The sequence below is a fragment of the Hymenobacter segetis genome (assembly GCF_038448715.1).
In the GTDB taxonomy this organism is placed as follows: domain Bacteria; phylum Bacteroidota; class Bacteroidia; order Cytophagales; family Hymenobacteraceae; genus Hymenobacter; species Hymenobacter segetis.
Genome location: NZ_JBCEVZ010000095.1, coordinates 1 through 14,854 on the forward strand (window position 1 = coordinate 1; position 14,854 = coordinate 14,854).

The 14,854-nt window shown below is 64.4% G+C and carries 8 protein-coding genes; 3 read left to right on the forward strand and 5 right to left on the reverse strand.

The window, feature by feature from the left end:
* The coding region (locus AAFH49_RS21310; protein WP_342301381.1) for a PAS domain-containing protein at positions 1–1,876 on the forward strand (1,876 nt) is incomplete at its 5' end.
* Positions 1,877–2,014: 138 nt separating this feature from the next.
* Positions 2,015–2,668, forward strand: a complete 654-nt coding sequence (locus AAFH49_RS21315) for an HAD family hydrolase (RefSeq protein ID WP_342301384.1) — start codon at positions 2,015–2,017, stop codon at positions 2,666–2,668.
* A 141-nt stretch (positions 2,669–2,809) separates the two neighbouring features.
* Here the strand turns inward: AAFH49_RS21315 and AAFH49_RS21320 are convergent, their stop codons facing one another.
* From AAFH49_RS21320 to AAFH49_RS21335, 4 genes are all read right to left on the reverse strand, one after another.
* Positions 2,810–4,654, reverse strand: coding sequence for a CocE/NonD family hydrolase (locus AAFH49_RS21320; RefSeq protein WP_342301386.1), 1,845 nt, complete (start codon positions 4,652–4,654; stop codon positions 2,810–2,812).
* Positions 4,655–4,834: 180 nt separating this feature from the next.
* Positions 4,835–8,140, reverse strand: a complete 3,306-nt coding sequence (locus AAFH49_RS21325) for an AsmA family protein (protein ID WP_342301388.1) — start codon at positions 8,138–8,140, stop codon at positions 4,835–4,837.
* Positions 8,141–8,247: 107 nt separating this feature from the next.
* Positions 8,248–8,958: a hypothetical protein gene (locus tag AAFH49_RS21330; protein WP_342301390.1), complete on the reverse strand. Its 711-nt coding sequence runs from the start codon at positions 8,956–8,958 to the stop codon at positions 8,248–8,250.
* Between the two features lie 215 nt (positions 8,959–9,173).
* Positions 9,174–10,625, reverse strand: coding sequence for an ATP-binding protein (locus AAFH49_RS21335; RefSeq protein ID WP_342301393.1), 1,452 nt, complete (start codon positions 10,623–10,625; stop codon positions 9,174–9,176).
* Positions 10,626–10,833: 208 nt separating this feature from the next.
* Between AAFH49_RS21335 and AAFH49_RS21340 the strand changes: the two genes are divergently transcribed.
* Positions 10,834–14,364 (forward strand): PAS domain S-box protein, encoded by a 3,531-nt coding sequence (locus AAFH49_RS21340; protein WP_342301395.1) that lies wholly within the window; start codon positions 10,834–10,836, stop codon positions 14,362–14,364.
* Between the two features lie 415 nt (positions 14,365–14,779).
* On the opposite strand, the gene AAFH49_RS22220 is transcribed toward AAFH49_RS21340, so the two are convergent.
* A partial coding sequence (locus AAFH49_RS22220) for a helix-turn-helix domain-containing protein (protein ID WP_425293350.1) occupies positions 14,780–14,854 on the reverse strand: 75 nt, incomplete at its 5' end.

Genomic DNA, 14,854 nt, shown 5'->3' on the forward strand with positions numbered 1-14,854 from the left:
GGCCGTGCGCCGCGTGGGCCCCGGCCTGCTGGTGAGCTTCTCAGACACGGCCGACGAGGAGCGCACCCCCGTGGAGCAGGCCCTGCGCGAAAGCCAGGCCCGCGAGCAGGCCGCCCTGGCCCTGGCCGAGCTGGAGCGCACCCGCTTGCAGGAGCTGTTCACGCAGGCCCCCGTGGCCATTGCCCTGTTTGAAGGCCCCGAGCTGCGCATCACGGTGGCCAACGAGCGCATGGCCGCCCTCTGGGGCCGCCCCCTGGCCGAGGTGCTGGGCCGGCCCCTGCTGGAGGCCGTGCCCGAGCTGCGGGGCCAGGGCTTTGACGAGCAGATGCAGCAGGTGCGCCAGACCCAGGTGCCGGTGAGCGGCATCGAAGCCCCGGCCGAGATGCTCCGCGACGGCCAGCTGCGCACCACCTACTACAACTTCGTGTACCAGCCCCTCTACGATGCCCACGGCACCCTGCGCGGCGTGGTGGACGTGGCCGTGGAAGTAACCGAGCAGGTGCGCACCCGTCGCCTCATCGAGGTGAAAGAGCAGCAAACCAACCAGCTCAACGAGGAGCTGGCCGCCACCAACGAAGAGCTGTACACCGCCCTCCAGGAAATCCGGACCAATAACGAGGAGCTGTTTCGGGCCCAGCAGGCCCTGCACGAGCTCAACCAGGAGCTGGAAGCCCGCGTGGCCGACCGCACGCACGCCCTGAACCAGGCCCTCGTCGACACGGAGCGGCAGCGCGAGCACCTGCGCCGGCAGCAGCACCTCCTGACCCAGGTGCTGAGCCAGGTGCCCGCCTCGGTGGCCACCCTGGAAGGCCCCGAGCACCGCTTCACCTTCTTCAATACCAACTACCAGGCGCTGGTGGGAGGCCGCGCCCGCCTGGGTTGCACGGTGGCCGAAGCCCTGCCCGAAGTGGTGCAGCAGGGCTTTATTGAGCTGCTGAACGACGTGTTTGCCACCGGCAAGCCCTACGTGGGCATCGAATCGTCGGTGCTGCTGTACGATGCCCGCACGGGCCAGCCCCGGCAGCGGTTCATCGACTTCGTGTACCAGCCCCTCACCAACGAGGCCGGCCAGCCCCACGGCATCCTCGCCTTCGTGGTGGACACCACCGACAAGGTGCTCAGCCGCCAGCTGGTGGCCCAGACCAACGAGCACCTCCTCACCGCCAACACCGCCCTCGATACCACCAACCGGCAGCTCACCCGCACCAATGCCGACCTCGACAACTTCGTGTACGCCGCCAGCCACGACCTGCGCCAGCCCATCAACAACCTGGTGGGCCTGTTTGAGGAGTTGCGCCGGGCCGTGTCCTTCGCCGACCCCGCCGAGGAGGAGCTGCTGCTGCCCATGCTGCAACAGGCCCTGCACCAAATCAGCACCACCATCGACGACCTGGCCCTGGTGGGCCAGACGCAGCAAAACGCGGGCCTGCCCACGGAGCCCGTCTCCCTCCCGGACCTGACTCAGGAAGTGCTGCAAACCCTGCAACCCCAGATGCAGGCCGCCCGCGCCCGCGTCACCGTCGACTTTGCCGCCGCGCCCACGGTGGTGTATTCGCGGGCCAACCTGCGCACCATCCTGCTCAACCTGCTCAGCAATTCGCTCAAGTACGCCGACCCCGCCCGACCCTGTCGGGTGCATGTGTCCGTATGGAAAGATGCCGGCCGCCCCGTGCTGCTGGTGGAAGACAATGGCCTGGGCTTTAATATGCACCGCCACCAGGACGAGCTGTTTCAACTCTTCCGCCGCTTCCACACCCACACCGAGGGCACGGGTGTGGGCCTCTACCTCATCAACCGCATCGTGCAGGGCAACGGCGGCCGCATCGAGGTGGAGAGCGAAGTGGGGGAGGGTACCTCGTTCCGGGTGTATTTGTAGGGGGTGGCCAGTTCTGGTGTAGGGGCGGGGCCTGCCCCCGCCCGGCGTTCGCGCCAAAATAACGATTCCGTTCAACGACCGGGCGGGGGCAGGCCCTGCCGGGTACGACCCCGCCCCTACACCGCTTAAATACCTCCTATGAAAGCCTTTATTTTCGACCTCAACGGCACCATGGTGCACGACATGGAGTACCACACCCGCGCCTGGCAGCAGCTCTTCAACGAGGACCTGGGCGGCAGCTTCAGCTGGGACGAGGTGAAGCCCCAGATGTACGGCAAAAACCGCGAGGTACTGGTGCGCGTCTTCGGCCCCGACCGCTTCACGGGGGAGGAAATGGACCGCGTCTCGCTCGAAAAGGAAAAGCGATACCAGCGCGAGTTCCTGCCGCACCTGGCGCTGCTGCCGGGCCTCATGGAGTTTCTGGAAAAGGCCCACCAGCAGGGCATTCCCATGGCCATCGGCTCGGCCGCCATCCCGTTCAACATCGATTTCGTGCTCGATAACCTCAACATCCGGCACTACTTCCAGGCCATCGTGAGCGCCGACGATGTGACGGTGAGCAAGCCCAACCCCGAAGTTTTCCTGCGCTGCGCCGAGCTGCTGGGCGTGCCGCCCGCCGCCTGCCTCGTATTCGAGGACGTACCCAAAGGAGCCGAAGCCGCCCAAAACGCCGGCATGAAAGCCGTGGTGCTCACCACCACCCACCTCGAAGCCGAGTTCGCCCACCTGCCCAACGTGCTGCACTTCGCCCCGGATTTCACGGATGAATTCATGCGCGGCCTGGTGGAATAAGAACGAATAAAAAGGAACGTCATGCAGAGCGCAGCGAAGCATCTTTACCGCAGTAAGTAATTCATTTGATTGAGTTAGTGACTGCGGTAAAGATGCTTCGCTGCGCTCTGCATGACGTTCAAACATGCACGCATCATGTAGCTACGGCAACACCGCCACCCGCACCGCTGACGGATGCCCGGCATCGTGATACAGCTTGATAGTAGCCTTCTGAAAATCCTTCGCCTCAGCCGTGGCAATGGGCACAAAAGTCTGCGGGTTGCGGTCCACCAGCGGGAACCAGGTGCTTTGCACTTGCACCATCATCCGGTGGCCTTTGGCGAAGGTGTGGAGTACATCGGGTAGCTCGTATTTCACTTCGGTGGGCTGGTTGGGCTTGAAGGCCTCGGGCTTGGAGAAGCTGTTGCGGAAGCGGCCGCGCATCACCTCGGCGCGCACCAGGCGCTGGGTGCCGTCGGGCTGCTCGTCGATGACTTTCACGATGAAGTCGGCATCGGTGCCGGAGGTGCTCACCCATAGGTCGGCGGTGAGCGGGCCGGCCAGGGTGAGGTCGTCGGGCAGCGCTTCGGTGTGGAAGGTGAGTACGTCGGGGCGCTTGGCGACGAAGCGCTGGTCCTCAATCATGTATTCGTTGTTGCGCTCGCCGTGAATGCCGTCGGTGTAGGGCACGGGGTTGGCCGGGTCGCTGAGGTATTCGTTGGGTTTCTGGCCGGCAGTAGGAGCAGTGAAGGCCAAATTATTCGTCTGCTGAAAAAACAACGTCCGCGTTTCCGCCTTGGGTGGCCAGGCTGGGTAGGTTTTCCACTCGTTGGTGCCGGTGTTGAACACCGTGGCTTCGGCCGGGTTGAAGGTGCCTTTGTCTTTCAGGTAGAAATTGAAAAACGGCGTTTCGAGCGTCTCGCGGTATGTTTGGGCGGTGTTTGAGCCGAAGCTCAACGGCCCGAATTTGCTCCATTCCGGCCGCGCCCAGGCACCGTGGGTCCAGGGGCCCATCACGAGGCGGTTGGTGGTGCCGGGGTTCTGCTTTTCGATGGCCTTGTAGGTGTTCAATGCGCCGTACAAATCTTCAGCATCGAACCAGCCGCCGACTACCAGCACGGCCGGTTTCACGCCCGTGAGGGCCGTGCGGATGTTGCGGCCTTGCCAGTAGGCGTCGTAGGTTTCGTGCTGCTGGTACTCGTTCCAGATGCGGGCGCGGTTGTTGAAATACTTCGGTCCGTTGGCGTTTTTGATGGGGCCGAGGTCGAGGAAAAACTTGTAGGCGTCCTTCGTCTCAAACTTGAACAGCGGCTCATAATTCGCCACCGGCTTGGGGCGCGGCACGTCGAAATAGTTGGTGAATTCAAAATTATCAAGCAGGAAAAACGCGCCCTTGTGCCGGGCATCGTCGCCGATAAACTCGTCCGTGACCGGGGCCTGGGGCGACACCGCTTTCAGGGCCGGGTGGGCGTTAGGCAGGGCAGCCGACGCGTAGAAACCTGGGTAGCTGATGCCCATCATGCCCACGCGGCCGTTGTTGTTGGGCACGTTTTTCAGCAGCCACTCAATGGTATCGTAGGTGTCGGTGCTTTCATCGTGGGGCGCGGGCTGACCGGCCACCGCTTTCGCGCCCAAGGCCGGCGTCATTTCCTCAAACTGGCCCTCGCTCATGTACCGCCCGCGCACATCCTGATACACGAAAATGTACTTCTCCTGTGACAGCTCCCGGCTGGGGCCGGGGCCACGCAGGCGGTACTTGCTTTCCCCATACGGCCCAGCCGAATAGGGTGTGCGTGTCATCAAAAATGGGTAAGGCGTGGCCGTAGAGGCATCTTTCGGTACGTAGATGACGGTGTAGAGCTTCACGCCGTCGCGCATGGTAATCTGCCGGTCGAGCTTGGTGTAGTTCGCTTTGACGAAGGCGGAATCCTGGGCGCGGGGTGGGGCCTGGGCCTGGGCGGCGGGAATGGCGGTGAGCAGGAGGAAGGCGAGGAACAGGCGGGACATGATGATAGGGTATTGGGTGCGTGGCAAAGAACGGTAAGCGGAGAGCGAACCGAAAGAACGTCATGCTGAGCGCAGCCGAAGCATCTCGCGTGTGGTAGTAACTCAATCGTCTGGTTTACTTCGGCACGCGAGATGCTTCGACTGCGCTCAGCATGACGTTCTTTTCTTTAGCCCAATGGCTCACCGCAGCATCCGCACCGTGGTGTCGAGGCGCTGGGTGCGGAGGTAGCCGCGGTACTGCTCCTGCAGGCGGGTCATGGCGTCGCGGTGCTCGTCGCGCTGGAACAGGCGGACCTTGTATTTCTCGCCGGGGGCCGTGCGGCGCAGGTTCACGTAGGTGAGCTTGCCAGAAGTGGATTTGCTCACCGTTTCGCCGTTCTGGATGCGCTCCACGCGCTTGTCGTTGTTGCCGAACAGGGCTTGCAGGGGCTTGAGGCCGATGTAGAGGTTGGTGGCCCCGTCCAGTCCATAATGGCCGCTCACTTCGAGGTTGCTCAGGTTGCTGTTCAGATGCAGGCCGGGGATGATAATCTGGCCCTGTGCCAGCACGAATTCGGCCCGCACGGGCTCGAAGTACAGGTGCCCGGTGCGCTCGGATTTCATGAATTTTAAGGCCTCCATCAACGCTTCCACGTTGATGAGCTCCAGGTCGCGGACATCGGTTTTGAGGTAGCCGGCGGTTTGGGCCAGGCCAGGCAGGAAGGTGGGGCCGAGGTCGGTGCGGATATCGGCCACGCCCCGCAGGCTGCCCCGGATGTTATCACCGCCCAACACGTTCAGGCCCATGCTGGTGGCGGCGGAGAACAGGCCCGGCAGCTCAATGTCTTCCAGCCGCACCTGTAGCTGGGTGGGGTGGTGGGCGCGGTTGGCGGTGCTGCGCATATAGCCGCTCAGGCTAATATGGCCCTGCAAGCCATCGAACGAGCAGTTATCAAGCCGGGCCTCGCCATCGAGCAAGTGCGAAACCAGCCGGAACCGGCCGCCGCGCAGCGCGCCATAGTGTACATTTTCGGCTTCCACGCGCAGCACGGCGCTCAGCACCCCGTTGGAAAAGAGGGAAGGGTTGCCGGGCAGTCGCCGGCGCTCGGCGCGGCGCTCGGCCCGACGTTCGGCGCGGGCCAGGGTGCGGGCGGTGGGCACCGTGTCGGTATGGGCGGTGAGGCTGGCGATGAGGCCCAGCAGGCGTTGCACGTCGAGGTTGCCGTAGCGCAGGGTCAGGTCGGCATCGGCGGCGGTTAGGTGCAGGCCCTCCACCTGGGCCGTGCCCGAGGCTTCGCCGTGGCCGCCTTCGGGTGTGAGGAAGCGCAGATAGGGCATTCGCAGGGTGGGGCCGCTTTTTTCCAGCTGCAGGCTCACACGGCGCATGGTTTCATCTTCGGGCAGGTCCACGCGGTCGATTTCGAGGGTGAGCTGGCCGTTGGCCGATAGCAACAGGTCGCGCAGGGCAGGGCTGGCCGCGCCGCCTTTTCGCCGGGTGGCGCGTTTGGGCCGGGCTGCCTCGGGGGCGGGACGGTTCAGGCGCGCCAGAAACTGCTGGTAGTTGAGGGTGGCGAAATGCACGCCCACGCGGTACTGCACGGGGGCCACGCGGTTGTCGGGGTCGGTGGGCCACTGCACTTCGCCGCGCACGTCGCCACCCCACACGCGCCCGGCCAGGTGCTGGAGCTGCACGCGCTGTCCGTCGTGCCGAATGGTCACGGCCAGGTCGCTGAGGGTATCGGTGGCCAGCAGCAGGCGCTGGCAGCGCAGGCTCACATCGAGCAGCAGGCCCGGCGGAATAAGGGCGCTGCCCAGGGTGGCGGCCAGCTGGGCCTTGTCGCGGGGCGTGCGGTTAGGCTTGGGCAGGCTGGTGGGCGCAAAGCCTTCGCCGTTAGCGCGGGGCACGGGCTGCATAAGCGTCCGCAGCTGGGGCACCCGCAGCTCATCCACCGCAAACTGCCCGCTGATACTGGCCCTGGACAGCTGGCCATTGAGGTAGCCCAGCAAATCGACCGTAGTAGCCGAGGCCTTGAAGCGCATCCTGTTAAGCACCCCGGAGGCATTGGCCAGGTGCCAGAGGCTGTCGCGCAGGCCCACTTGCACGTCCAGGTCCGAGATGTCGGCTCCGCGCGCCGGTAGCACCAGCGAGGCCCGATGCAGCGTGACCGTGCCGCGCAGCGACATCGGCCGCTGGGGCGTTTTGGGGGCAGGGCGGTCGGCGCGGGGCGGGAGCAGGCCGCGCAGGTGCACGTCGATATCGGCGGTGCCGCCCCGCGCCTGCCAGCGGTTGGATGCCAGTAAGGCCCCTAGCTCGGTCAGTTCGGTGCTGCCCCGGAAATGGCCATTGAGGAAGGGGCGGCGGAAGTTGCGCAGCGTGAGGGCCACGTCGAGCTGGCCAGCGGCCGAATACACCCGGCAGCGGCGCAGCGTGAGCACCGTGGAGCGGATATTATGCTGGGGGCCATTGTCATAAGTGCCCACCAAATCCCACCGGCGGATGTGGCGGGCGGGCTCGGGCCATTGCAGGCTGGCCCCGCGCAGCCCGAAGGTGAGCACGTTGCGCGGCGTCACCTTCGGCCCGCTCAAGCCCGTGATGGTGTAGTGAATGTGGGCCTTGCTGGGGCTGGTGGTGCCAGCCAGGTAGGGCTCCAGGCGCGGGGGCAGGGCGGCGTGCAGCACGTCCACGAGGGGCTGGTTGCCCACGAAGCGCAGCGCCATCATCGTGCCGGCGGGCTGGTCGGCGGCCACGGTATGGGTGCCGCTCACCCGGATGGTGTCGCCGTTGAGGGTGGCGCGGGTGCGGTATATCAGGCCCTGGCGGTTCTCAAACGTGTATTTGTAGTTCACCCAAGCCGTCACGGGCTCGCGCTCAAACAGGGTGCCGGCGCGGGTGCGCAGGTAGCTCAATTCGCCATCCAAGGTGCCGGACACGCGCAATATGCCGCCCCGCAGCCGCCCCTGCAGCCGCGCCTGCCGCACCTGCACTCCGAAAGCTCCCCGTGAATACCCGTTGTGCGAGCTGAACCGGAAGTTGTTCACCACCAATTCGTCCAGCTTCAGGTTGAGCTTGGGGGTGTTGCCGGTGCCTTTACGGCGCTTGCCACGCAGGCCCCAGGAGCGGCCCAGCGAATCGACCCGTTCCTGAAAATCAACATCATCTATTTCGACCCGGGCCACCTCGACCCGGCCGCGCAGCAAACTCAGCAGCTCCACCCGCAAATCGACCCGGCCGATGCTGAGCACCGGCACCGATTTCTGAAACGAGGTATCGGTAAGAGCGAGGTGCTGGATGGAGGCCGTGAGGTGCGGGAAATCGCGCCAGGGCGACATCTCGACCCGAAACGGGGCCAGCACCAGCTCCGAATTCTGCGTTAGACCCTTGCGCACTTTTTGGGCCACCACGCGGCGGCCGTATTCACTCCCAAGCAGCCAGACGGCCATTACTGCACCCAGTACGGCCAGCAGCAGCACCAGTGCCAATACTCGTCGCAGGGTGAAAAATCTCATAGAATGCCGGGTGCGCGGCGGGGCTGCCGCGAGCTAAGGAGCCAATGTAGGCCAGCATACGGGAAAGTTGCTTCCGCGTATGCTGGCCCGGCCCGAAAGGAGGGGGCTTATTCTTCGGTCGGCACCACGGCGTCGGCGTGGGTGGTGGCTTCGTAGGTGTCGGCGTATTTGAAATCTTCCAGCCAATAGGCCGAGCTTACCACGTCGAAGGTGATGGAATTATCCGTCTTTTCCTTCTCAGTTAATTGCCAGAGCATCGACTTGGCTTCCTCGAATTTATCGCCCTCCACCTGCGACGAAAACAGGCGGTTTATCAGCGCGTTATCTGGCAGTCCGGGCGCGAGCAGGCGCACCAGCGGCGCGGACGGCTCCTCGGCGAATACGGCCAAATCGGCGGGGTTTTCGGCCGTCACTTTCACCTGGAATTCCACGGCCTTGGTGGCCGGGAAGGTGCCGTTGTAGGCATCGTGCAGCAGTTGTGTGGCTTGGTAGAAGCCCTTGTGCAGCGGCAGCTCGGGGTTTTCTTCCCAGAGCTTTTCGGTGAGCATCTGGTGGGCCAGGTTTTCAACCTGACCGGCGTTCAACTCTTCGGGGTACAAGTAGCCCAGCACCACTTCGGCCGCCTCGCGCGGCTCCAAATCGGTGAAGGACATGAGGCACATTTCTTTCAGCTCAGCTTCGCTGATGGCGTCCGGGTTGTCGTAATTCATCTTAACCAGTAAGGCCTTGTAATCGGAGTTTTGCCAGGTGTTGGGCAGCTCGGTGAGGGTGGCGAAGGTGAGGCGCTCAACGGTGAATTTGGGGGTGGGGGTCAGCATATAATTTCAGTAAGAAAGGCAGCGCGGGGCCGCCGGTACGGTTGGGTTTACGCACGGCGGCGGCAAACAACCGGAAACAATGGAATTCAGGAATTATACAGAACGTTATGCTGAGCGGAGTCGAAGCATCTCTACTGCGAGAGTAAATCAATTACTTCCCCGGTAGAGATGCTTCGACTTCGCTCAGCATGACGTTCTTCTAAAAACCCAGTTCCTCAGCTGGCCACCGGCAGCGTAAACAGGAACCGGCTGCCCGCCGCCGGCTGGCTTTCCACCCACAGCTGCCCGCCCTGCGCCCCGATGAACTCGCGGGAGATGCTGAGTCCCAGCCCCGAGCTGCCGTGCCCGCCCTGGCCCGGCACGCCCGCAAAGCGCTGGAAAATGCGCTTGTGGTACTCGGCCGGAATGCCGGGGCCGCAGTCTTCCACGCTCACGCGCACCATCTCGCCCCAGGGCAGTGCCCGGATGATGAGCGGGCACCCCGTGGGCGAGTAGCGGATGGCGTTGGAAAGCAGGTTGATGAGCACCCAGGTGGTTTTTTCCACGTCGCCGTGCACGGCCGGCAGGGCCTCGGGCAGCTGGAGGTCGAGCTGGATTTGCTTGTCGTGGAGCTGTGGGTGCACCGTCTGGGTGGCGTAGCGGATAACCTCGGCCAGGTGCATGGGCTGCACGTTGAGCTTGATGCCCGCGCCAGCGTCGAGGCGCGATACTTCGATGAGCTGGCCCACCATGTTGAGCAGACGCTGGGTTTCCTCGCCGATGCCGGTGGCCAGGGTCTGGCGCTCGGCGTCGGTGGTGCGGGGGTTCTGCAACAGCATCAGGCTGAGCTTGATGCTGGCCAGCGGGGTTTTCAGCTCGTGCGAGATGGTGGCTAGGAACGTCGACTTCACTTCATCGAGCTTCTTGAAATCGGACACATTGCGCAGGCAGAAAATGTGGCCGCCCGACACCGTTTTGCCGCCCGGCCCGGCCGCCATTTCAATCGGGCTGATGCTGAGCTGGTAGTGCGGCGCGTCGCCCTTGTGCGGGAACGTGAACACGGGGTCGGGCACGGCGTCGCCGGCCAGGTTGGCCTCGGCCAGCGGAATGAGCAGGTCGCGCAGCAGCTCGTTGGTGGCGGCCACGGCTTGCGCCGATTTGCCCAGCAGCTGGGTTTGGGGCAGGCCCAGCAGGTCGCAGGCCACGGGGTTGGCCAGCACGATGGTGCCGTGCTCATCGAGCAGCAGCAGGCCCTCGTCGAGGCTGCGCACGAGGCTTTCCATGCGGTTGCGCTCCGTGAAAAGCTCGGCCAGGGTGGCGCGGCGCTCGTCCTGGGCTTGGCTTAGCACTAGGTTCACGGCGGCGGCCACGGTGCCCACTTCGTCGCGCTTGCCTACTGCTACGCGGGTGGCGGGGCCGGGGCCGGCCACCCGCTCCATGTCGGCGGTGAGACGGTGCAGCGGGCGCACCACAATGCGCGGCAGCCGCACCATCATGGTGATGCCCACCGCCGTGCCGGCCGCCAGAAAGGCCAGCACCGCAAAGCGGGCCGTGTTGAAATCGGCCTGCTCGATGCCGTGCGCGCCGTTTTCGAGGTAGCGGATGGTGAGGAAGGCGTAGCCGCCCAGCCCCAGCAGGAGCAACAGCAGCAGAAAAACGCTGAGGCGGATTTTTAGTTTGAGGGACATGACGGAGCAAAGTAAGCGGACGTGCTAAGGTCTTCGCTATGCCCAGGATGGCAAACGCTTAAAAACCGAATGAACGCGGCCCCGGCCGGGCAGCAATCGGGCGGCGGCACTTGTTTGCCAAAAGCCCGGCCGTATCTTGGGCTGCCACCCCCGGAGTTGCTGCTACCGCTAGCGGCCCCGGTCTTCCGCCACCTTTCCCCCTCTGGCCATGCCCGCTGCTCCCCACTCTGATACCGATTGGGCCGCGCTGGTGGCCGCCGAACGCACCCGCCGCGAGCAGGCCGAAGCCGCCCTGGCCGTTGCCCACGCCCAGGCCGCCGCTCTCGAAGGGCAGCTGGCGGCGGCGGCCGTGAGCGCCCAGCGTTACCAAACCCAGCTCATGGCCTTGGTCCAGCACCTGCCGGCTGGCCTGGTGCTGGTCGACCACGAAGGCCAGATTCAGTTTATCAATCAGCAGTTCCGGGACTTGTTTGGCCTGCCGCCGGTGGCGGGGCCGCTGGAAGGCGGGCCGCCGATTCCGCCCTCGGCCGTTTTTATCGGCAATGCGTTTGCCGACCCGGCCGCCTTCGCGGCGCGGGCCAGGGAGTTGAATGCGGCGGGACAAACCACGCTACAGGAGGAATTTCGATTGGCCGACGGGCGCGTAGTTGAGCTCGATTATCTGGTGCTGGACACCGTGCGGGCCGGCCGCCTGATTTGCTACCGCGACGTGACCGAGCGCCACCAGCGCGATGCCGAGATTCGGACGCTTTCCTTCATTCCGCAGCAAAACCCGAACCCCATTCTGCGCCTGACGGCCACGGGCGAAGTAATTTATAATAACCCCGCCGCTCAGCCCCTGCTGCAAACCCTGGCGGCCGACGCGTCGGGTGATTTTCAGCCGCTGCTGCACGCACTAGTGCAGGCGGCGCTGCGCACCCCGGCGCAGCAGCAGCAGGAATTGACCGTGGCCGGGCAGCACTACCTGTGCACGGCGGTGGCCGTACCGGGCGAAAAATACGTTACCCTCTACCTCACCGACATCACGGCGCGGCAGCAGGCCGGGCAGCAGCTGGCCGAGCAGCGCACCTTCTACGAGAGCATTCTGGAGCAGGTGCCCACGGCCGTGGCCGTGTTCGATACCCTGCACCGCTACCTGTTTGTGAACCCCGTGGTGGAGCCCGACCCGGTCCTGCGCGCCTGGATGCTGGGCCAGACCAGCGAGGCGGCCAGCGCGCAGCGGGGCCGGCCGGCGGCCATCATCGCGCAGCGCACGGCGGCGTTTGCCAAAGCCCTGCACACGTGGGCCGAAGTAACCTGGGAAGAAACCTACCCCGGCCCGCGGTACCTGCAGCGCAGCTACCGGCCCGTGCAGGGACCCGACGGCACGCCGTTGGTCATCGCCTCGGGCACTGACATTACGGCCAGCAAGCAGGCCGAGCAGGAAATAGCCCGGCAGCAGGAATTCTACGAATCCATCCTGAACCTGCTGCCCGTGGATGTGGCCGTGTTCGATGCCGAGCACCGCTTTCTGTTCGTCAATCCCTCGTCGGTATCGGACCCGGAAGTGCGCCGGCAAATCATCGGCCTCACCAACGACGAGTATTTTGCCTTGCGCCAGCAGCGGCACCCCACCGGCGTGGTGCAGCAGCGCAACCAGTATTTCGACCTGGCCGTGCGCACCGGCAAGGACGTGATTTGGGAGGAGATGCGCACCGGCCGCAACCAGCGCCCCCAGCTGATGCTGCGCCATCTGCGGCCCGTGTTCGGGGCCGATGGGGCCCTGCGCCTGGTGGTGGGCTCGGGCATCGACATCACGGCCCGCTACCAGGCCGAAAAGCTGCAGAATGAGGTGCAAACCATGCTGCAGGAGCAGCAGGACTTTATCCGGCAGATTGTGGATACCCTGCCCAACGTGATTTACTTGGTGAGTGCGGAGGGGGGCGTTTCGTTTTTCAATAAAGCCTACGATGAGGCGACGCGGCTCGCCCAACACCAGCAGCCCGATGTGGCCAACCCGGTGGTGCTGAAAGAACGGGACCAGGTGCTCGGCCTCAACCAGCAGGTGCAGGCCACGCAGCAGGCCCTGACCGTGGACTTGCCCTTCACCCAGACTTCGGGCGAAATCCGGTATTTCCAGATGCACAAGCGGCCCATGCTCCGGGCCGATGGCCAGGTCGATATCCTCACCATCAGCACCGACGTGACGGCCGTGCGGCAGGCCAGCCACGAGCTGGAGCGCCGCGAAAAGCAGTACCACGACCTGGTGCACTACTCGCAGGCCCTGATTTGCACCCACGACCTCGGCGGCAAGCTCCTCTCCGTGAACCCGGCCATTGAGCGGCTGATGGGCGTGCCGGCCTCGGAGCTGGTGGGCCGCGACATCCGCGAAGTGCTGCCGCCCGAGCACCTGGCCACCCTGCAAGCCTACCTCGATGGCGACGAAGCCAGCCTGCCCCAGCCCCGCGTGATAAGCGTTATCAACAAGGCCGGCGAGCGGCGCTACCTCAACTACTACACCTATAAAGTGACGCAGGAGGGCTACCCGCCCTACGTGGTGGCCTCGGGCTACGACGTGACGCCCGGCGTGCTGGCCCAGCGCGCCCTGCAACAGGCCAAGCAGGAGGCCGAAGAAAATGCCCATGCCAAGGAAGCTTTCCTGGCCCGCATGAGCCACGAAATCCGCACGCCCCTCAACGGCATGCTGGGCATGGCGGCCCTGCTGCGCAAAACGGCCCTTACCGCGCCGCAGCTCGACTACCTGGGCACCATGCAGGAGGCCGGCCAGCACCTGCTGGCCCTGGTGAACGACGTGCTGGACATGGCCAAAATCACCACCCGGCATCTGGAGCTCAACCACGGCCCCTTCGATGTGGCCGTGACCCTGCAAGGGGCCGCCCAGATGGTGGCCACCCTGGCCGCGCAAAAAGGCTTGGAGCTCCAGATTGAGCCGCCCGCCGTGCCCCGCGTGGTGGGCGATGCCTACCGCCTGCACCAGGTATTGCTCAATTTGCTGTCGAATGCTATCAAATTCACCGAGCGGGGCCACATCCGGCTGGGAGCCGAGGTGCGGCACGATACCCCGCAGGAGCTCGTGCTGCGCTTTTGGGTGGAGGATACCGGCATCGGTATCGACCCCGCCGAACAGGCGCACATCTTCGACGCCTTCAGCCAGGCCAGCGCCGAAACCAGCCTGCGCTTCGGCGGCACGGGGCTGGGCCTGGCCATCAGCCAGCAGCTGGTGGAGCAGATGGGCGGCACCCTGCGCCTGAGCAGCGCCCCCGACGCGGGCACCACGTTCTCGTTCCAATTGACGCTGCCCCGCGCCCCGGAGCTGGCCGTGCTGCTGGCCCCCGCGCCCCCCGATGCCTCCTACGAAGCCCTGCGCGGCCTGCGCGTGCTGCTGGCCGAAGACAACCTGGTGAACCAGCGCATTGCCATCGTCGTGCTCGAATACTGGGGCGTGCAGGTGCACGCCGTGGCCAACGGCGTCGAGGCCCTGGCCCAGCTGCAAACCCAGCCCTTCGATGTGGCCCTGCTCGATATCCGCATGCCGGGCCTGAACGGGGTCGAAGTCACCCAGGCCATCCGCCGCCACCCCGACGCGGCCCGCGCCAACCTGCCCATCATCGCCCTCACCGCCAATGCCTTTGCGGCCGACCGCGCCGCCTACCTGGCCGCCGGCATGAATGCCTGCCTCACCAAGCCCTACGAGGAAACTGCCCTCTGCCAGCTCCTGCTGGATTTGACGGTGGGGTAATTAAGCCATTTGCATATCCAATTAAGCTGTTTGCATGAGCAAATGGTCTGTTTGGACATGCAAATGGTCCGTCTGTATGAGCAAATGGTCTATTTGTACATACAAACAGTCCGATTGGATATGCAAATGGTCCATTTGTATATGCAAACAGCTTGATTGGATATGCAAATGGCTTGATTGGATATGCAAATGGCTTGATTGGATATGCAAATGGCTTGATTGGATATGCAAATGGCTTGATTGTACATGCAAACAGTTCAATTGCATGAGCAAATGGTCCATTCGTACATGCAAATAGTTCGATTGGATGTGCAAATGGCATTAGGGTAGGGTGCGGGGCTTGCCCCCGCCCGTCGTTGAACGGTGTCGTCGAAACAGTACAGTACAGACGGCGGGCGGGGGCAAGCCCCGCACCCTACGCCAGCCCGTATTCTTCCAGCTTGCGGTACAGCGTGGTCAGCCCAATGCCCAGCCGCTTGGCTACGTCCGG

What these genes read in the sequence shown, in the direction of transcription:
- AAFH49_RS21330 (WP_342301390.1), bottom strand. Translation starts at nt 8,958, where the DNA reads ATGCTGACCCCCACCCCCAAATTCACCGTTGAGCGCCTCACCTTCGCC.
- AAFH49_RS21340 (WP_342301395.1), top strand. Translation starts at nt 10,834, where the DNA reads ATGCCCGCTGCTCCCCACTCTGATACCGATTGGGCCGCGCTGGTGGCC.
- AAFH49_RS21335 (WP_342301393.1), bottom strand. Translation starts at nt 10,625, where the DNA reads ATGTCCCTCAAACTAAAAATCCGCCTCAGCGTTTTTCTGCTGCTGTTG.
- AAFH49_RS21325 (WP_342301388.1), bottom strand. Translation starts at nt 8,140, where the DNA reads ATGAGATTTTTCACCCTGCGACGAGTATTGGCACTGGTGCTGCTGCTG.
- AAFH49_RS21320 (WP_342301386.1), bottom strand. Translation starts at nt 4,654, where the DNA reads ATGTCCCGCCTGTTCCTCGCCTTCCTCCTGCTCACCGCCATTCCCGCC.
- AAFH49_RS21315 (WP_342301384.1), top strand. Translation starts at nt 2,015, where the DNA reads ATGAAAGCCTTTATTTTCGACCTCAACGGCACCATGGTGCACGACATG.